This window comes from Streptomyces sp. NPDC094032, from assembly GCF_040303965.1.
Classification (GTDB): Bacteria; Actinomycetota; Actinomycetes; order Streptomycetales; family Streptomycetaceae; genus Streptomyces.
This window is the reverse complement of sequence record NZ_JBEOUE010000011.1, coordinates 116,282-134,818: the sequence shown is the minus strand read 5'-3', so window position 1 is coordinate 134,818 and position 18,537 is coordinate 116,282. Positions and strand designations below refer to the sequence as shown.

Annotated in this window: 18 protein-coding genes; 7 read left to right on the top strand and 11 right to left on the bottom strand. The window is 73.8% G+C overall.

Translation table 11 applies throughout. The annotated features are described in order from the left end of the window. Positions 1-208: 208 nt before the first annotated feature. Positions 209-553 (bottom strand): hypothetical protein, encoded by a 345-nt coding sequence (locus ABTZ54_RS17865; RefSeq protein ID WP_351663990.1) that lies wholly within the window; start codon positions 551-553, stop codon positions 209-211. 197 nt (positions 554-750) lie between these two features. On the opposite strand from ABTZ54_RS17865, the gene ABTZ54_RS17860 reads away from it, so the two are divergent. From ABTZ54_RS17860 to ABTZ54_RS17830, 7 genes are all read left to right on the top strand, one after another. Next, a complete protein-coding gene (locus ABTZ54_RS17860; RefSeq protein ID WP_351663988.1) occupies positions 751-1,140 on the top strand; it encodes a hypothetical protein in 390 nt (129 codons plus the stop codon). 432 nt (positions 1,141-1,572) lie between these two features. Continuing rightward, the gene (locus ABTZ54_RS17855; RefSeq protein ID WP_351663986.1) at positions 1,573-3,474 is read left to right on the top strand and encodes an NAD-binding protein; all 1,902 of its coding nucleotides are present in this window, start codon (positions 1,573-1,575) and stop codon (positions 3,472-3,474) included. Between the two features lie 219 nt (positions 3,475-3,693). Further along, on the top strand, positions 3,694-4,803 hold the full coding sequence (locus ABTZ54_RS17850; RefSeq protein WP_351663984.1) for a methyltransferase: 1,110 nt from the start codon (positions 3,694-3,696) through the stop codon (positions 4,801-4,803). A gap of 67 nt (positions 4,804-4,870) precedes the next feature. After that, on the top strand, positions 4,871-5,545 hold the full coding sequence (locus tag ABTZ54_RS17845; protein ID WP_351663982.1) for a class I SAM-dependent methyltransferase: 675 nt from the start codon (positions 4,871-4,873) through the stop codon (positions 5,543-5,545). Positions 5,546-5,734: 189 nt separating this feature from the next. Then, complete coding sequence (locus ABTZ54_RS17840) at positions 5,735-6,625, top strand: GNAT family N-acetyltransferase (RefSeq protein WP_351663980.1); 891 nt, start codon at positions 5,735-5,737, stop codon at positions 6,623-6,625. A gap of 219 nt (positions 6,626-6,844) precedes the next feature. Beyond that, positions 6,845-7,327 (top strand): DedA family protein, encoded by a 483-nt coding sequence (locus tag ABTZ54_RS17835; protein ID WP_351663978.1) that lies wholly within the window; start codon positions 6,845-6,847, stop codon positions 7,325-7,327. A 57-nt stretch (positions 7,328-7,384) separates the two neighbouring features. Further along, a complete protein-coding gene (locus ABTZ54_RS17830) occupies positions 7,385-7,684 on the top strand; it encodes an antibiotic biosynthesis monooxygenase family protein (protein ID WP_351663976.1) in 300 nt (99 codons plus the stop codon). 12 nt (positions 7,685-7,696) lie between these two features. Here the strand turns inward: ABTZ54_RS17830 and ABTZ54_RS17825 are convergent, their stop codons facing one another. From ABTZ54_RS17825 to ABTZ54_RS17780, 10 genes are all read right to left on the bottom strand, one after another. Then, positions 7,697-8,155 (bottom strand): SRPBCC family protein, encoded by a 459-nt coding sequence (locus ABTZ54_RS17825; protein WP_351663974.1) that lies wholly within the window; start codon positions 8,153-8,155, stop codon positions 7,697-7,699. Between the two features lie 116 nt (positions 8,156-8,271). Then, positions 8,272-8,988: an NADase-type glycan-binding domain-containing protein gene (locus ABTZ54_RS17820; protein WP_351663972.1), complete on the bottom strand. Its 717-nt coding sequence runs from the start codon at positions 8,986-8,988 to the stop codon at positions 8,272-8,274. A 430-nt stretch (positions 8,989-9,418) separates the two neighbouring features. Next, positions 9,419-10,000 (bottom strand): phage tail protein, encoded by a 582-nt coding sequence (locus ABTZ54_RS17815; RefSeq protein ID WP_351663970.1) that lies wholly within the window; start codon positions 9,998-10,000, stop codon positions 9,419-9,421. Continuing rightward, on the bottom strand, positions 9,997-11,964 hold the full coding sequence (locus ABTZ54_RS17810) for a putative baseplate assembly protein (RefSeq protein ID WP_351663968.1): 1,968 nt from the start codon (positions 11,962-11,964) through the stop codon (positions 9,997-9,999). The genes ABTZ54_RS17815 and ABTZ54_RS17810 overlap by 4 nt, the downstream gene beginning before the upstream one ends. Next, positions 11,964-12,386, bottom strand: coding sequence for a GPW/gp25 family protein (locus ABTZ54_RS17805; protein ID WP_351663966.1), 423 nt, complete (start codon positions 12,384-12,386; stop codon positions 11,964-11,966). Before ABTZ54_RS17805 ends, ABTZ54_RS17810 begins: the two co-directional genes overlap by 1 nt. Then, positions 12,386-12,703 carry a PAAR domain-containing protein gene (locus ABTZ54_RS17800; protein ID WP_351663964.1) on the bottom strand — a complete coding sequence of 106 codons (318 nt, stop codon included), beginning with the start codon at positions 12,701-12,703 and terminating at the stop codon, positions 12,386-12,388. Before ABTZ54_RS17800 ends, ABTZ54_RS17805 begins: the two co-directional genes overlap by 1 nt. Before the next feature lie 44 nt (positions 12,704-12,747). Then, positions 12,748-14,565 (bottom strand): VgrG-related protein, encoded by a 1,818-nt coding sequence (locus tag ABTZ54_RS17795; protein ID WP_351663962.1) that lies wholly within the window; start codon positions 14,563-14,565, stop codon positions 12,748-12,750. Next, on the bottom strand, positions 14,562-15,287 hold the full coding sequence (locus tag ABTZ54_RS17790; protein ID WP_351663960.1) for a CIS tube protein: 726 nt from the start codon (positions 15,285-15,287) through the stop codon (positions 14,562-14,564). Before ABTZ54_RS17790 ends, ABTZ54_RS17795 begins: the two co-directional genes overlap by 4 nt. A 49-nt stretch (positions 15,288-15,336) precedes the next feature. Continuing rightward, positions 15,337-15,762, bottom strand: coding sequence for a phage tail protein (locus ABTZ54_RS17785; RefSeq protein ID WP_351663958.1), 426 nt, complete (start codon positions 15,760-15,762; stop codon positions 15,337-15,339). 43 nt (positions 15,763-15,805) lie between these two features. Next, positions 15,806-17,086 (bottom strand): hypothetical protein, encoded by a 1,281-nt coding sequence (locus ABTZ54_RS17780; protein ID WP_351663956.1) that lies wholly within the window; start codon positions 17,084-17,086, stop codon positions 15,806-15,808. Positions 17,087-18,537: the final 1,451 nt, after the last annotated feature.

Below are 18,537 nucleotides of genomic sequence, written 5' to 3'. Positions count from 1 at the left end.
ACCTGGAGTGGAAGCGGTAGGGGCGTAGACCGGTTCCTGCTCAGCTCGACCTCGACGACGCGGGCGTGCCGAGTGGCGCACCGGTACGCGGCGTGGGTCGCGTCTGGTCCAGGGTGGTCGCCCCCGCCCGGGTCCTCGGTGTCATCCACCTCATGGACGTCGTCAGGGAAGGCGTGCGCGCTGCTGAGCCGGCACCCGGACAGGGCGGTCAGCTCTTCGCGCCGGGGCCGCGCCGTTGGGGCCCCGGCGCGGCCCCCTGCCGGGTGAGCCATGCTCCGAGGGTCACCGAGCCGACCAGGACCGTCGCACCGGCGGCTGTGGCCAGGATCGGATACGAGTTGTCCCAGTCGGCGGACTTCTCCTCGTAGGTGTACTGCACCCTGTTGGATCCCGCGCGCATCACGCAGGTGTCGCCGGGAGCCATCCTGCGGTTCACGCAGTAGATCGTGGTGCCGTCGCGCAGGTCGATCACGCCCCTCCAGAGGGTGACCGAACCGAGCGCGATCAGGAGGAGGGTCAGCCCGCAGCCCAGGTCGCGAAGTGAGTTGTCCATGGGGCGAGCGTGGACAGCGGAGTGAAGACGCGGCGCCGATCCCGTGGAATCCTGCCGCCGCCCTGACGCGGAGGTGTCAGAAGGGTGTCAATTGCGGGGGCCACCCGTCGATTTGGCAGCTCCGAGCTCCTAGATTCCTCTTTGGCCGTCGAAGGGCCGGAACACGGTAGCCGGAACTCCCGGCGAGAGGAACGCGCATGAGGGGCACGACGTCCGGGGGAGCCGACGACTCCGGTGGACTGCCGAGACTGACGATCCTCGGCGGTCGCCATCAGCTGACGGTCGGAGGGCTGACGCTCGCTCACGACTCGTTCACGATCCGCTACACCATCACTCCGCCCCTGCCCGCCGACGCCGACGCGCCGATGATCCTCCTGGTGTTCGAGGCGGAGGACGACCTCGGGCGGGAGTACGTCGACTGGGGAGGCGCCTACGGGCCTGGCGTGGACGGCACGTTCACCGATGGAAGCGTCACGGGGCAGCCGGCCGTCCCCTCCGGTGTGCACACACTGCGGGCCCGGATCACCTTTCTGCGCGGCGGCGAGGAGTTCCCGTACGAATTCACGCTGCCCGTCCCGCTTCGCTGACGGCGGCCGCGTCCCTCGGACCGTCGACAACCCGTGAAAACGCGCGTGATGGGCGTCAGAGACACGTCAGATAGACGCTGCCGGCCTCAACCTCGGCCTCAATGACATGGACGCCTCGGGTCGCCCGGCGGGACGCCTTCGACTCGGTCGTCGCCCTCTCCCGTGCCCTCGTGTACGGCGCGAACGCATCAACCGGGATGCCGGCGAGTCCAGACACACTGGGAGTTTGGAGCCTTGATGGCCGCGGGAGTCGTGACCGTGCTCGGCTTGCGACCCCGCCAGGCCGAGTTCCGTCGAGCGGTCCCCGACCGCGGCTCCTCGCGGGCGGCGGGAACCTCGTATCTCATCCATACGAAACCTTGACGCCGAACTCACGTACGAAGGGAGCTTGCCGGGCCCCGATCGGCAATCTTGTTCGACGTGACGTCAACCATGCATCTTCGTCTGCCACTTGGGCAGCGCTCGCAGCACATGGTGATATGCGGGGACGACGGTCTCGCGCACCGTCTCGCCGTCGAACTCGACGCGGTCTGCGGCGAGACGGTCACCGTGGTCCTACCCTCGCGGCGCGACGGATACGGGGCGGAGATCGCCGACCTGCATCGCGACCCCCGATCGCCGGTCGAGCTGTTGGTGTCCGCGAGGCCGGACGAACAGACTCTGCGCGCGGCCGGGGTCGAACGCGCCGCCGCCCTCGCGCTGACGTACGGCGACGACCAGGTCAACATGACCGCCGCACTGCTCGCGCGCAGCCTGAACCCGTCCGTACGCCTGGTCATCCGCATGTACAACCGCGAACGCGGGCGCCATCTGGAACGCCTCCTCGACCGGGCCGCGGAGGTCGCGGGAGAGACGGACGACGCGTCCCTGGACGCCTCCACCACCGTCCTGTCCGACACCGACACCGCCGTTCCGGAGCTCGTCTCGGCCGCCGCCGTCGGACAGGGGCACACGCTCCAGGTCGAAGGCAAGGTCTTCCGAGGCGTCGTACGCCCGGCGGGAACTCCTGGCAGGCCGACGGATCTGGCCACCCTGGCCGTGCTGTCCGGGGCGCACCAGGACGACCCGGCGAGCGAGGACAGCGCGGAGACCCCCGGCGAGGACGGCACCCAGCTGCTGCCGGACACCCGCACCGCGTACCACCGCCAGTTCACCCACGGCCGGCTCATGCTGGAGGAGGTCACCCACCACCACGCTCCGGAAGCCCCGAAGGCCTCCCGTGGCTACAAGGACCTGCTGTTCGGTCATCTGGCCCACCTGCCGTGGAAGGTCTTCGTCTCCAAGGAGGTCACCGCCGTCTTCGGGGCACTCGCCGCGATCGTCGTCCTGCTCTCCGTCGCCACCGCCCTCGTCCTGGACGGCCCGCTGTGGAAGGCCGTGTACCTGCCGCTGCTCGACATCTTCACCATGGGGGACCCGGCGACCGACGAGGGACCGGCTCGCCGGATCCTCCAGCTCATCGCAGGGTTCGTCGGCTTCGCGATCCTCCCGCTGGTGGTGGCCGCGACCATGAACGCCACCGAAGCCTTCCGTACCGCCTCCGCGAACCACCCTCCGGCCGGGGACCTGAGCGACCACATCGTCCTGGTCGGGCTCGGCAAGATCGGTACTCGGGTCCTGGCCCGGCTCGTGACCACCGACCACAAGATCGTGGCCGTCGAGCGGGACTCCCAGGCCCGCGGTGTCGCGCTCGCCCGCGAGCTCGGGATACCGCTCCTCCTGGAGGACGCCACCGCGCCCGGCGTCCTCGACCGGGCCCGCATCGGACAGAGCAAGTCCCTGCTCGTCCTGACCCGGGAGGACGGCGAGAACCTGGACATCGTGATGGCCGCGCGGGAAGCCAACCCGGACGTCAGGGTGGTGATGCGCCTGTACGACGACGACTTCGCGGCCACCGTCTCCCGCACCATGAGGGCCTCGTACCCCGGTGCCCTGACCCGCAGCAGAAGCGTCTCCGCACTCGCCGCCGCATCCTTCGCCGCGGCGATGATGGGGCGGCACGTGCTGGGAGTGATGCCGGTCGAGCGCGGCTCGCTGTTGTTCACCGTGGTCGACGTGGCCGGCCATCCGGAGCTGGAGGGCCGCTCGATCCACGAGGCGTTCCGTGAGAAGGAGTGGAGCGTCCTGGCCGTCGGAGCGGCGGGAACCCGGTTCTCCTCGTCCTCGATGGACACGCTCGCGGGGCTGCGCCTCGACCGGCAGGGCCTCGACTGGCGACCGCCGCACGGGCGTGTGCTGCGCGCGGGGGACCGGGTCGTCCTCGCCACGACCCGAAGGGGACTGGACTTCCTGATGGCCGGGGTGCAGCCGCACCCTCCGGGACGGAGGTCCTGAAGACGGCGCGGCGGCCTCGCCGTCGACCGTGCCGGACCCGGCGGGCGTCGGCGTCGGCGTCGGCGTCGGCAGGACCCGACCTCGCGCGTATGCGGCGCGTAAGACGGTGGCCGAACCGCGTCAGGAGGGCGCGAAGGTTTCGTTCCGGGACGGTCAGGGTGCCCGGAGGTGGCGAAGATCGTTCCTCATGAGAGTCGAGGTTCGGTGACGGCACAGGTCATGGCATGGACGGTGGAAGGTGGTCTGGAGGGCTCGGCCCATTGGTACTCGGCCAACGGCGGTCCACCCCCGGAACACGTCGTGAGCGTCGCCGACACCATCAGCGTCGCCACGGCGCACCGTCTGATGGCCGAGGGCACCGCTCTGCTCTGGACGGGCGACTATCCGTCGGCGCGCCGGCTCCTGGCAGCCGTCGGGCGTCGCGCCGAGCGCGCGGGCTCGCCCAGGGCGCAGAGCCCGGGCGACGCCTTCCGCCTGCACCGCGGTGACCGAGCGCGCCGGGCACGTCTGCTCGGCAGGCTGCTCGTCCCGTACGGCGACGGCTGGACGATTCCTCTACGGCGAGCGCCCGGGGTCGGGGAGGCGTGCCTCCACGCGTACGGACCGAGCGCGGGCGCCGGAGTGGGTTCGCTGCGGGAGCTGCTCGGTGTGATCGGGGCACACGAATGGCGGAGGAAGGGAGTGGAGATCCCGGCGCTCGGGGGCGACCGCATCCACCCGCACTACGGTGTCTTCTCGCCCGTCCGAGGCGAGTACGTGGACCTCGTGGCCGAGGCGGAACTTCCGCCGGGAGCCACGGCCTTCGACATCGGCACCGGAACGGGCGTCCTCGCCGCGGTGCTCGTCCGCCGGGGCATGCGCCATGTCGTCGCCACCGACCACGACATGCGCGCCGTGCACTGCGCCCGGGACAACGCCGCGCGCCTCGGCCTTGCGACCAGGATCGCCGTACGCCACGCGGACCTCTTCCCGGCGGGCCGCGCCCACCTGGTCGTCTGCAACCCGCCGTGGCTCCCGGCGGACCCCCGCACGCCCCTCGACCAGGCGGTGTACGACCCGGACAGCCGGATGCTGCACCGTTTCCTGACCGGGCTGCCGGACCACCTTGAGCCGGGCGGTGAGGGATGGCTGATCCTGTCCGATCTGGCCGAGCGGCTCGGGCTGCGAGGCCGTGGCGACGTCGAGGGCGCGATCACGGCCGCGGGGCTGCGCGTCCTGGCGCGCACGACCACGCGGCCCCGCCACCCGCGTGCGAAGGATCCGTTGGACCCCTTGCACCGAGCCCGCTCGACGGAGACCACCTCACTGTGGCGCCTCGGCACCGCCTGAGTCGCCTGAGGAATCCTCGGCGACGTCCTCCGGTGTGGGACCCGCCCGGCCCCGCTCCACCGGCATCATGGTGCGGGAGTCCGCTCGTAGGGAGGTCGTCGTCGTGGCGCAGTCGGTCAGGCATCCGCTCTTCGCCCGGTTCTACGCCCGGTTCGCCGGGCCTGCCCTGGATCGGGCGGGCATCGCCGCGCACCGGCGGCGGCTGGTGGCCGGGCTGTCCGGTGAGGTGATCGAGCTCGGTGCGGGAAACGGGCTGAATTTCGCCTACTACCCGCCCGAGGTGGTCCGGGTGCGTGCCGTCGAGCCGGAGCCCCGCCTTCGCGCCGAGGCCCTGCGGCGGGCCGGGGCGGCAACCGTTCCTGTGGAGCTTGTCGATGCCCGCGCCGAGGAACTTCCTTTCGCGGACGCCTCGTTCGACGCTGCGGTGGTGTGCTTGGTGCTGTGCTCCGTTGCCGATCCGCAGGCAGGACTTGCTGAGCTCCGCCGAGTTCTGCGGCCGGGGGGTCGGCTTCGATTCTTCGAGCATGTCCAGGCCGACTCGCCGGGGACGCGTCGTCTTCAGCGGGGGCTCGACGCCACCGTCTGGCCCCGGCTGATGGGCGGCTGCCACACGGGGCGCGATACCGAGCGGGCCATCGGCGGCGCCGGATTCACGGTGACCGAGATCGAACGCTTCGCCTTTCCGGAGACCCGGATTCCCTCGCCGTCCGCCGTCCATGTCCTGGGCACCGCCCTTCGGTAGGTCGGGAATTCCGTGGACGGGGCGTTGGTGAGCAAGTAACGTTCCGTTCGGATCACGCCGCGTGACACGAACGGAAGGAGGCGAGTGCCGTGCAGTTGTCGATTGTCCAGCGCTCCCTTTCCGCTACCCCGGTGTGGTACCTCTGATCCGACCGGGAGCGCTTCTGCCGTACGCATCCCGGAGGAATCCATGACCGATACGGTCATCCGCGCGCTCGACGAGAGCGACGCGCACCTGTTCGACGTACACCCGGACCCGCTGCACGCCCGTGCCGGGCATGAGCGGACCACGCACCGGCCCCAGTGGAAGCGGGTGGCGCTGCGCGACGGCAGCGTCGTCGCCCGTGGTGCCTGGTGGGGCGGTCCCGATGACGTCGAACCCATCAACATCAACTGGTTCGACGTCGCCGAAGGCGAGGTCGAGGCGGGGGCCGAGCTCCTGCGCTCCGGCCCGTGGCGGGTCGAGCTGGAGCTGAACCTGCCCGGTGACTGGCGCGAGCACCCCGCCCTGGTCGCGGCCGCCGAGACACGCTTCGCCGCCGCCCGGGCCGCCGGCTACGAGCTTCTGGTGGAACGCTTCCTTTATCGCTGGACCCCGGAGCGCGGGCTGCCCGAACGGCCCGGGCGTCTCGTCTACGGTCCCGAGCCCGACGACGCGGTCTTCTTCGACGCGCTGCGCCGTATCCACTCGGTCACGCTGGACGCCCACGCGCTGAAGACCATCGAGGAGCAGGGGCTCGACCAGGCCGCCCGGGAGGAGCTGGACTTCTTCCACTGGTGCCCGTCCCCGCGGGAGTGGTGGCAGCTCGCCCGTACCCCGGAAGGCGAACTGGCCGGCATTCACATCCCGGCCCACAACCCCTCCGGACCGACCATCGGATTCATCGGCGTCCTGCCCGAACACCGCGGTCGGGGTTATGCCTACGACCTTGTCGCCGAATGCACCCACTTCCTGGTGGAGCAGGGCGCGGACTTCGTCACCGCGGCCACGGACCGGGGGAACTTCCCCATGGCCGCGAACTTCGCCAAGGCGGGCTTCCCCGTGGTGCGCGAGCGCGTCAACTTCCATCCCGTCGCTTAGCCGACCGTCCCGGGGCCCGAAGAACGGGCCCCGGGGCGGGGGCGGGGGCGCGTGGTGTCCGCCGCATTGGCGTTCGGTTAGGCTTGCCTTGCCTGGGCGTGGGCCCAGGTGTGCGGGTTCGGGCCGACGGGCAGAGGCGGGCGCAGGTGAGAGACAGTGACCGGGCTTGTGCGCGTTCGTATGCCCGCTGGAGCGGGGCGCCCATGAGTGCGAGGCGTCGTGGATAAGATCGCGATGACGGCCGGGGCCCTCTATCTGATCATCCTGCTCCGCGCCGGAGGGACCTTCGCCGTCGGCTGGCTCGCCGGTGCCGGTGCCCGGCGCAGCAGGTTCTCCGGGCGCATCTCCTCGGCCAAGTTCCTCCGCGCCGAGCGGGCGATCCAGCGGTGGGGCGCGCCGGTCGTGGCCGTCTCGTTCCTGACGGTGGGGTTCCAGACCGCCGCCAACTTCCTCGCGGGCAGCATGCGCATGCCGCTGCCGCGCTATCTCCCCGCCCTCTTCGTCGGCGGGGCCGCCTGGGCGCTGATCTACGCGACCGCGGGGCTCGGCGTGCTCTCGGTGCTCGGCAGGCTCTTCGCCGAGCGGACGGCCCTCGGGGTGTCCGCCGTGGCCGTTCTTCTTCTCGCGGTGTGCGGTGCGGTGGTGTACCGCCGGAGGAAGGCCGCCCTGTCCTCCGGCGAGGTCGCGGCCGAGGAGTCGTAGGTCGTCGACCGGCGCGGCGACGGCTGTGTGCGCCGTCGCGGAATGGACAATCCGGGCATGATCTACACAGTGGGGATCTGGACCGCCAAGGCCGGGCACGAGGACGCCTTCGTGGTGGGATGGAACGCGCTCGCCGCCTGGACCCTGTCGCGTTTTCCCGAGGCGCACGGCACCTTGTTGCGGGACCGGTCGGCGGGCAATCGGTTCATCAGCTTCGGGCCGTGGCCCGACGAGGAGACCATCGCCGCGTGGCGCTCCGATCCCGGGTTCGGGGAGCGGGTCGCGCTTCTGCGGGAGCACCTCGACGACTTTCAGCCGGGTACGTTCGACGTGGCCGCCCAGGTGCCGCCCGCCTGACCTGAGGTGGTGTCAGGCGGGGGCGATGGCCGCCTCCGCCGCCCCCTTGATCCGGGCCCCGAAGTTGTCCGCGTCCTTGCGTGCGGCGGCCAGTGCCACTCCCACCAGGAGCTTGCCGAGGCCGTGGCCCTCCAGCACGTTGTAGATGCGGACCCGGGTCCCGCCGCCGGGCAGGGCCTCCAGGTCGTAGCCGCCCTCCGTCGCCGTCACGCTGTTCTTGGACACCTCGGCCCAGCGCAGCTTCACCGGCGCTTCGAGGGCGGTGATGCGAAACTCCCTGGACGTCTTCATCCCAGCGTCCTTGACCGTGCTCCGGAAGACCGTGCCCACCTCCGTAGGGGTGTCGGGCATCCGGTCGATCCGGAGGACCCGGGGGCTGAACTCCGGATCGTTGCGCCCGTCCGCGAGGAAGGCGAACACCGCGTCGATGGGGCGGTCGACCACGACCGTCGCTTCGAACTGTCCTGACATGGGGCGCTCCACTCTGCGTACTCTCCGCGCGGCGCCGCGCCGCGTCGTCGTGCCAGCATCGCTACCCTACGTGAGCGCCGGGTGGCGTGCGCGGTGGCGGCCGGTCCGGGGGCGGGTCAGCCGCGCTGGAAGAACTCCACCTCCGCCAGGGCCAGATGGCGGCCCCGGGACAGGCCCGCGGGCGCGTCCAGGACCAGGCGGATCGTCGTGGCGTCGCTGATCCCCGTCGGGAAGGTCTGCGGGCCGGCCTTGTCGCTCAGGGCGAGCGTCCTGCGCACCGTCCCGCCGTCCTTCGTCGTCACCTCCATCTCGATCCTCAGGGCACGCCCCTGGAGCGCGTACTTCTCCGGGTCGGGCGAGGCGCCGTTCGTGACGATCACGTCGACCAGACGGAACGGCTTCCCGAAGGTGTACGTCACCGAGGCCCCGGCCCCGGGCGCGCCCCAGTAGCGGTTGCTGAGCCCGTCGGTCGTGTCGGACGCCGGGTGTCCGGCGAGCTCCGCGCTCGCCCGGACGCGGGCCGGTGTCACCGCCTTGGCCTTGCCCAGCTTGTCCCTGGTGTCCTCGATCAGATGCCGCCCGGCCGGCAGGAGCAGCAGGCCCGCCGCGCACAGGGCCAGCACCACGATCAGGACCGTCAGGAACCGGGTCAGCCGACCTGATCCGCCCCGGGTGCGACGGTGGCGGAAGGGCCAGACCGTCCGCCACCAGGGGAGCGCCTCGGGCGGCGCGGCGGGCGTCAGCGGGGCCGCGCACCGGCGGCAGAAGCGCCGGTCCGGCGCGTTGGGCGTGCCGCAGGCCGGGCACGGCACGCCGCTCGGCGTGTCGTCCACCGGCACCGTCCGCACCACCGGGCGCGCCGCGACGGCCTTGGCGGGCTGGACCGGGCGGGGGGAGGGGGCGGGCGGTTCGGGGGCGGGTCGCGAGGGTGTGGGGTGGGCGGGCCCCGGTCGTTCGGGCTCGGCCGTCGGGCGCGGCTCCTGCCCGGGCTCGGGCCCGGGCTCAGGTCGTACGGGCGGGGCGGGAGCCTCTTCCCCCGGCGGCGTCTCCCGTCGGGTCGGGCGCTCCTCCGGAGTTCCGGGCGTCTCCCGGGCCGTAGGCCCCCGCGTCCCGGCCTCCGCCGCCGAGTGCCCCCTGCCCGGAGGGCCGGCAGGCTGCCCCGTCCTCCCGGCGGGCCGCGCCTCCTCCGACCAGTCCAGATACGCGCCGCAGTTGCCGCAGAAGTCGTCCGTCTCCCCGTTGGGCGACCCGCACGCTGGACACTCACGCACGGTCCTCACCTCCCTCGCCGCCGCCCGACGGGGGGCCGGACAGGATCTCGACCCGGCAGGTCGTGTGGACCGGGCACAGGGCGCGGACGAGTGTGCGGACCCGGTCGGCGTCCACCGTCGTGTCGCGGAGCGGCCACACCCGTACGAGGATCTCGTCCGACGGAGGGGGCGGCAGTTCGGCGCCGGGCGTGCGGGACCAGAGGGCCGCGCCGTCCCCGGTGACCTCGGCGGAGACCCCGAGGACCAGGCGCAGGGCCTCGATCAGGCCGCGCCTTGTGCCGCGCAGGCGGTGCAGTTCGACCGCTCGTGCTACCGCCTCCCGGCGCAGTCCGGCCGGCCAGCGGGGGTCGTGGGCGCCGCCCACCCAGGACGCCAGCCAGGACAGGAAGTCGGTGGGGGCCAGGCGTGGGTCGAAGTAGGAGGGGAGGCTGTCCAGTGTCGCGAACACCGGGGCCAGGACCGTGTCGAGCCCCGCCGTGAAGCGCTGCGCGAGGTCGTCGTCGGCGTACATCGCGGGCAACTGCCCGCCGATCGGGTAGCGGCTCGGCAGGCCGGGGACGGCGGCCCGGCTCATGCCCGGTCCTCCGCCGCCTGGGCCGTCACGACCACCTGGTGCTGGTACGAGAAGACCAGCGCGCCCGCGTCGAGGTCGATCCGGTCGACCGGCGCACCGCGCCGCCCGGTCACCGGGTCGGCGGCGAACATGCGGATCTCCTCCACCAGGACGTCCCCGACGGCGCGTTGCAGGACGCCGAACACCTCTCCGTACTGCACGGGCCGCCCGAACGGCCAGCCCGTGCCCTCGGGCCCGCCGTGCAGAGGATGCAGATGCCGGAACAGCGCGGCGAGCGCCGCCTCCCTGACCCGGTCGGCCTCCGCCTCCGGCGCCGACAGCCGGGCCACCACGGTGACGCCCTGGTAGAAGGGCGGCTCCACGACGAGCCGGGTGCCGATCAGCCGCCGCTCGTCGAGCGCCGCCGTGATCGTCGTGAGCACCTGGTCCGAGGGGATCAGCTGCTCGAAACGGAGCCGGTCGCCGTCGTCGGCCACCGCGTCCGGCACCACCAGGACCCGTACCGCGCCCGCCCCGCCCCCGGCGGGCAGGCACCGTACCCGGCGTACCGAAGGGGCCGCCTGGCGGGCGATGATCTCGTGGTCCTCGGCGGTCACCGCCCGCTCCTGCGTGCGCAGCGCCTCCGGGGCCCGCAGCCTGGCGTTGTCGACGGTCTCCCCGGCGACCCCGCCGCGCGCCGCCTCCCGGTTGGCGACCCTGGCGACGTACGGGACGGAGCTGCGCAGCACCGAGATGGCGCCCCGGGCGACGTTGCCCGCCGGGCCGCCGCCGGTCCGATAGCGGGCCACCCGGACCTGGGCGCCCTTGGGCGGCACGGCCCCCCGGGAGGCCAGCGTGCCGTCGGGCTCCCGCAGCACCGGCGGGAACAGGAACTCGCCGAGCGTCGCGTCGATCCGCACGTGCCGGTCCCCGGGGCCCGAGCGGCCGAAGTGGTCCACCACCTCCCAGCGCTGCCACCCCTCGGGCGACGACACCTCCACCACCGGCGGCTCCCCGTCGAGCAGGACGGGCGGGCGGCCCAGCCGGAAGCTCTGCCCCGCGACCCCCTCCGAGGTGCCGAGCGGCACGTCCGTCACCGTCTCGGCGTGCTCCACGGTCATCGTCCCCCCGACGGTGAAGACGGCCGCCTCCCGCACGGTGGGCGACTCCGAGTAGAACGGCTGGCCCGGCTCCGCCTCCGTCACCCGGCAGCGCAGCCAGCCCGCGCGCGTCCCCGCGATCACCGACGCGGTGTGCCCCGCCGGCACGTACACGACGACCTCGCCCGGCCGGTTCAGGCCGCCGGTGCTGTCCTCGCCCGTCTCGCAGCGCCGCCAGCGTCCGCCGTCCCAGGCCTCCCAGACCAGCGGGGGCTGGCGCGGGTCGACACCGACGCCCTGCACCCGGCTGTCCAGACGCACCGCGACCACACAGCGCGGCACCGCCGTCGGCAGCCCGAACAGCAGCGCGTCGCCGGGCTCCGGGGCCGCCTGGAAGCACGGGATGTCCCGCCCCTCGGCGAGCCGGGCCGTCATGTCGGTCTGCCCGCCGGTGCGGGGCGCGGCCACCAGGCGGGTCAACTCGCTCGGAATGATGCGGAGTTGGTCGACCGTCGCGAAGACCACGCCTTCGTCGGGCTCGTCGGGTCCGCCCGCCGCGGTCGTCACCTCGGTGCCCGCGGGCAGCACCACCGCGTCGGGCTGCGGAGCCGACAGCCAGAAGTCGACCTCCGCCGACGCGGCCGACGGCGGGAAGAGGCGGATGCCCAACAGGTCCAGAAAGGCGAGGTAGTTCTTGTCCGGGACCCGGTTCAGGCGGTACAGCAGCTGGTCCACGAGGTAGGCGAAGGTCTCGATCAGGGTCACGCCCGGGTCCGACACGTTGTGGTCGGTCCACTCCGGCGCGCGCTGCTGCACGTACCGCTTCGCCTCGTCGACGAGCTGCTGGAACCGTCGGTCGTCCAGGTTGGGGGAGGGCAGGGCCATCAGTCGGCGACCATTTCCTCGGCCCCCTCCTCGGAGGGGATCGTGTAGAAGGGGAAGACCAGATTGCGCCGGTCGTTGGTGCTCCGCACGGTGTAGCGCACGTCGATGTAGAGGGTGCCCGCGTCCACGGAGTCGAAGGCCACGACGACCTCGTCCACCACGATCCGCGGCTCCCACCGCTCCAGCGCCTCGCGCACCCGCTGCGCGACTCGTCCCGCGGTGTCGCCGTCGCCCGGGGCGAAGACGTACTCGTGGATGCCGCAGCCGAACTCGGGCCGCATCGGGCGCTCGCCCGGCGCCGTCCCCAGGATCAGCCGGATGGCCTCCTCCAGCTCCCGCTCCCGCTCGACCATCACGATCCCGCCGGTCGGACCGACCCGCAGGGGGTACGCCCAGCCGCGTCCGATGAACCGCTCGCTCATCACACACCGCCGATCAGCACGTCGGACGCGCCGGTCAGGATCATCGCGCCGCACGCCGTCTGATCGCGCGCCCGCGCGGCCGGCAGCCCGCCGATGAGGACCGTGCCCGTGGCGAGCCCCGCCGGGTTGGGCAGCACCACGTTGGCCGGTCCCAGGGCGGCGTGCGGCGGGACCACGCAGACGTGCAGGCTGCCCACGACGGCGGCGGGCAGCCCGCCGATCAGCACCGTCGCCACGGTCACGGCGGCACCGGGGGGAGGTGTGGCGATCCGCCCGCCGTGGTTGGTCGGGTCGCCGGTACGGGCCGCGGCTGGCATCAAGTACTCCTGAGGGTAGGGGTGTTGTGGAGATCGAGGGGGTCTCAGTTGATCCGGACGAGCCGGGCCTTCAGGACCGCGAGCAGGCCGCCGTCGACGGTGACGTCCGTCGTTCCCGCCAGCCGGACCGTCCGGCCGCCGACCCGCACCCCGGCGGTGCCGTCGATGTCCACCTGGCGGCCCGTCACCTTCACCGTGCCCTGCCGGGCGTCCAGCGTGATGCCGTTCCGGTCCAGCACGACCGAGCTCAACGGGCGGTTCCGTCCCGCGTACACCGTGATCTCGATACGGTCCCGCCGGTCGTCCATACGGACTTCGAGCCGCTCGTCGCCGGTCACCAGACGCAGCCCCGAAGGGCCCGGCGCCGGCGCGTCGAGCAGCTCCACGCGATGGCCCGAACGGGACACCACCGAACGCCGGTTGACCTTGCCACTGGTCCGGTCGACCAGCGGCACGTCGTGCGGCGACGGCTGGTCCACGCCGTTGTACAGCCCGCCGATGACGTACGGACAGTCCAGCAGCCCCTGCTCGAAGCCGACGAGCACCTCGTCGTTCACCTCCGGGCTCACGACACCGCCGCCCCCCTTGCCGCCCCACTGGACCGTGCGCACCCAGTCCGTGACATAGGTGTCGTCCAGCCAGGGGAAGCGCAGCCGCACCGCGCCGCGCTGCGAGCCGTTCGGCTCCCGCACGTCCGTCACCACGCCGATGGCGAGACCGGGGATACGCGGACCGCGCCCCGGCGCGTTGGCGCCGGTCACCAGGCCGGTCAGCGAGCGGTCCGGGCTGGCGCTGACCCACACCGTGGTGCGGTAGCCGCCGTGCGGCTCCAGGACGTGCTGCACGGCCGTCGCGGTGTACCGGCCGGAGAACGCGGGCCCCACGTTGCCCAGCGCCACCGGCTTGCCCGCCCGCAGCAGCGGATTGCCCTCGGCCACCGCCTCCAACTCGCCGAAGCCCGCGCTGATCTGCGCCGCCGTCGCCCCCGCCGCCGCCGTCGTCTCCGCCTGGGTACGGTACGGCGTGTCGGTCACGGTCACGGCCGCCGCGCCGAACCGCGCGGCGGCCTGCGGGCCGAGCCCCGGGACCACCGTGTCGCTCACCACGGAGGGCTTCTCGGCGACCAGCGGGCGCTTCGTCGTCACGTCCCAGCCGCGCACCCGGACCGACGCCGCCCCGTCGGCGGCCGACAGCGAGGCCCGCAGCGCCAGCAGGTTCCGCCCGTACTCCAGGACCATCGGATGCCGCGTCGCCGAGGTCGAGGGGGCGGGCGCCCCCGACGCCGGTACGGGCCTGGTGAACTGGAGCAGCCCCTTGTCGTCCACCCGCACCCGCGCCCCGCTCTCGCCCGCGAGGAACTGAAGGAACTCCCAGTCGGAGACGTTCGCCTGGGACAGTTGCCGGTACGTCACGGGCGCGGCCTCCACCTTCCCGACCGCCAGCCCCGCCCCGGCGGCCACCTTGCGCACGATGGCCGCCGCCGTCATGTTCCGGTACGCCACGACCTTCCGGCCCCGCTGGAGCCGGTGGGCCTTCGAGTAGGCGCGGACGACGGTGAACGATCCCGTACGGTCCCGGTCGATCTCCAGGGCCGTGACCTCGCCGTCGAACAGGCGCTCCCGGCCCTGTCCCTTCGCGGTCACCACCGACACCCGCAGCGGGGTGCCGATCGTGATGCCGGTGCCGCCCAGGAACTCGTGGTCGGGGTCGCGGTACGTGAGCACCGCCGTGTCGGGCAGCGCCACGTTCTCGTCGACCACACAGCTCACCAACTGCGCGGCCCAGACCGGCGGCAGCTCACCGGGCGCCTCCACGATCGGATCGGCCGCGAACGACCGGCCCCCGGCGTCGGACGTGCTCATCGCCCCTCCTCCTCGTCGTCCGCGTGCCGCGTCCCCGGCACCACCAGCTCGGTGCCGGGGAGCAGCGCCATCGGGTCGTCGATGCCGTTCGCCTCCGCGATGACCCGCCAGGCCGTCGCGTCGCCGTACTCGTGCCAGGCCAGCATCGCCAGGCTGTCGCCCGCCACCACGGTGTGGGTGCTGCGCGCGGTGCGCGCGCCGGACGTCGGGTTCTGGCCGGCCGGGTCGACGCTCGCCTCCTCGATGGACAGCGCGCAGGTCGCCCGTAACGGCTTCCCGTCCACGTCGAACAGCGTGTACGTCACCGACAGGCTCGACAGCACCCCGTCGAACGACGTCGTCCGCGCGTTGCCCCACTCGAAGCGCACCCACGGGCTGGCCGGCTTCTTGCGGCCCAGACTGGCCGGGGTCGGCACGCACGCCTTCATCAGCTTCTCCACCGCCTGCTCCACCGAGTTGTCGTGCGTGGCGGTGGCGTCCAGGAAGACCTCCAGGCTGAGGGCGCGCGGCCCACTGCCCACGAACTCGGGCAGCGCCGACTGCCCGGCCATCCGGGACGGCGACCGGCGCCACTCGGTGGTCTTGCGCAGCTCCAGGGACGACGGGTTGAACTGGAGGTCGAGCCGCGCGATCGTCCCGCCGGGCTTGGCCCCGACCGAGGCGGGCGGCTCCTTGAGGGTGAGCTGCGCCCTGGCGCGGCCGGCGCGAGCCGAAGTGGCCATGGCGTGGACTTCCTTCCGGAACGGGGTGTGTACGGGGTGGTGTGCCGGGTCAGGAGGGGAGGAGGCCCGCGTGGGCGATCTCCAGGGTCTCCACCGCGGCCTCCGAGTTGGCGGGGTCGAAGGAGGGCCCCTGCCAGCGCACCGGCACGATCCCGAACACCTGCCAGCTGATGATCCGGCTCAGGTCCGGCCGCAGCGCCACGATCTCGCCGTCCTTCGGCTCGACCCTCCGCAGCGTCTCGTCCAGCCAGCGCCCGATCTTGGCCGTGTCCGCTGTGACCGGCCGGGTGAGCGTGATGTTCGACCAGGTGACGCGCCCCGGCAACTGCCAGGTGAAGCCGTTGTTGCCGCCCTCGGCGTAGCTCTCCATCTCGACCTCGGCGCCCATGCCGGAGCAGGTGTGGAACGCGCCCAGGTCGTTGCCGCCGATCGCCAGCCGGAAGAACACGCTGGTCGCGAAGATGCTGTCGGTCATCAGTCCGCCGCCCGTCTCTCGTTCTCTCGTCTCGTCCGTGTACTCAGCGACGCCCGTCGAAGGGCCTGCCCGCGCGTTCCCGCCCGCGCCGCAGATCGGTGCGCAGCAGCCGCGACACGGGGTCGAGCAGCCGCCGGGCCAGCTCGTCCAGGTCCGGTTCGGCGCCCTGCGGCGGGGTGTCGGGCGGCCGCCGGGCCCTGCCGGGCGCCGCGGCCGCCTGGACCGGCCGCGCGCCGCCGGACACCGGTTCCGGCCCCGCCTCGCCGGGTGGCCCGGTCGCGGAACGCTGCACCGGCGCCGTGCGCGCGGCACCGCCTCCGCCCGCCGGGGCCCTGGGCGTCACCGTGGGAACCGTGCGTGCCGGTGACGCCCCGGAGGGGGCGGGCTGGACGACGGGCGGCGGGGTCCAGGGGCCGGTGACCGGCAGGGGGGTGCGGTACGGGCCGGATTCCGGAGCGGCGTTACGGACGGAGGTCGACCGGGTAGGAGCCTGCGCCCCTGTCCCTGTCCCCGTCCCCGTGCGCTGCACCTGCGGAGTCGCGGGCGGTGCGGGCCAGCGGGCGGGGACCACCGGACGGGGCGCCGGACCGCCGGACGTGGTGGAGGATCCCGCGTCACCCGCGTCCAGGCCCAGGTCGAGCGGGCGGGCGGCCAGCAGTTGGAGAGCGTGGGTCGTGCCGCCGTGCGGGTGGCCGTCCGGACCGGTGACGGGGTCCGGTACGACGAGGGGGAGTGTCGTACCGGCCGCCGGACTCCGCCGCACGAGCGGGGGAGCGGTGGGCGTGGACGACGATCCGGTGGTGGGGTGTTCGTGGCCGCCGTCCGCTCCCAACAGGGGGGTGTGGGCGGGTGGTTGTCCGACTGCCCGCTGGAGGGCGGCGGGGCCCTCGCCCCGGTGGGCCGCGCTCGGCGGCAGCGCGGGCAGGGGAGCCCCGAGTCCGCTTCGTGGGCGCGGGCCGTGCGGGGACGGCGACACGGGGGCGCCGTCCTTCCGCCGGGAAGGTCCGGCGCCCGTGCGGGCGTTCCCGGCGGTGCCGGTGGAGAGGTCCGGCTGGCGCTGCACGACGGGCATGCCCGGGGCGGATGCGGAGTCCGGTGCCGTCGGGGTGCCGCCCAGGCGCTGGGCGGTGGACGGCAGTTCGGCCAGGGGAGCACCGAGTGGCGCCCTGCCCTCCCGCCGTACGGCGGGCGCGGTGCGGTCGGGCGGCGCGTCCGAGGATGGGCCGCCCGGGGCGACCGACGGAGGTAGGACGGTGACCCGGCGGCGGGGCATCGCGGGCGTCCGCGCGACGGTCTGTGCGCGCCCCACGGCACGCGGGCGCACCGCGGCCCGCGCTCCTTCCGGGGCGGAGGCGGCGGGCGGGGACGTGTGGGCGCGACCCTCTCCGGCGTGCCCGGCCCTCCGGGCGGCCGCGTCCGAGCCCGGCGGGGAGTGGGGTACGCGCGGGCCGTCCGTGCTGTGCCGGGACGGGGTGCCGCTCGTGGTCCCGTGGGTCCCGGTGACCGGCGGGGAGTTCTGGGCGCGGCTGCCCGCGCCCTCCTGTCGGGACGTGGTCCTGCGGGCGGTGGATCCGCCGCCCGAAGGGGAGTCGAGCACGCGAGTGCCCGCCGGGCTGCCGACTCCGGCCCGCTGGGCGGAGACGGCGCCCCGTCCTGCGGACGTTGCCTGCGCTCGGGCACCGGCCGTCGGAGTCTCGGGAACGACCGCGATCCGGCGGACGAGCGGGAAGTCCGGGAGCGCGTGGGCACGGACGGACGTGTGCCCGGTCGCGCCTCCACCCGTCGCCTCGGCCCGCTGCACGGCGCCGCCGGGCATGCCGAGGGGCGGGGGCGCCAGGAGCCCCCGGTCGGCGCGCGAGACGTCGTGCGCGCCCGCCCCCGCCGCCCGAGTGCGCCCCGAGGACGAAGGCGCCGGGGCCACCCCACCAGCCACCGGGCTGCCGCCGCCAGCGACCGGGCTTCCGCCGTGTCCCGACGGGGTTCCCCCGTGCCCGGTCGGGGTTCCGCCGTGTCCCGACGGGGTTCCCCCGCGCCCGGTGGGGGGTGCGCCGTGCCCGGTGGGGGTTCCCCCGCGCCCGGTCGGGGTTCCGCCGTGTCCCGACGGGGTGCTGCCGTGTCCGGTGGGGGTCCCGCCGTGTCCGGTCGGGGCCCCTCCGTGCCCCGTCGGGGTGCCCCCGGGCCCCGTCGAGGTGCCCCCGTGCCTCGATGGGGTTCCCCCGGGCCCCGTCGAGGTACCCCCGTGCCTCGACGGGGTTCCCCCGTGCCTCGATGGGGTTCCCCCGTGCCCCGACGGGGGCACGGGCTGCCCTGTCGGACTTCCCTCCCGGCCCGTCAGGCTTCCGTTGCGATGTGTCGGGGTCCCTCCACGGCCTGCCGGGCCTCCCTTCGGCCCTGTCGGTGTGCCCTTGCGGCCCGCCTGGCTTCCCCTCGGCCCTGTCGGGGTCTCCCCACGCCCTGTCGCGCTTCCCCCGTGCCCTGTCCCGTTCCCCCCACGCCCCGTCGGATTCCCCCCACCCCCCGACGCGCTCGCCTCCGTGGCCCCCGGGCGGCCCCCCGCCCCCGCGCCAGGGCGTCGCGAACCGCCCTCCGACCCCCGCCCCGTACCGTCGGCAAGCGCCCGTGCCACCACGGGACCCGGCGGTCCGCCAGCCGAATCCGGCCCCGTGGCGCTCGCAGCGGAAGCGCCGGGCGGCGGCGCCAAGGTGCTCGCGCTCGGACGGCCGATCTCCGTGCCGGGCGCGCCGGACAAGGGCGCCTCGGGTGCGGTGGCCGGGC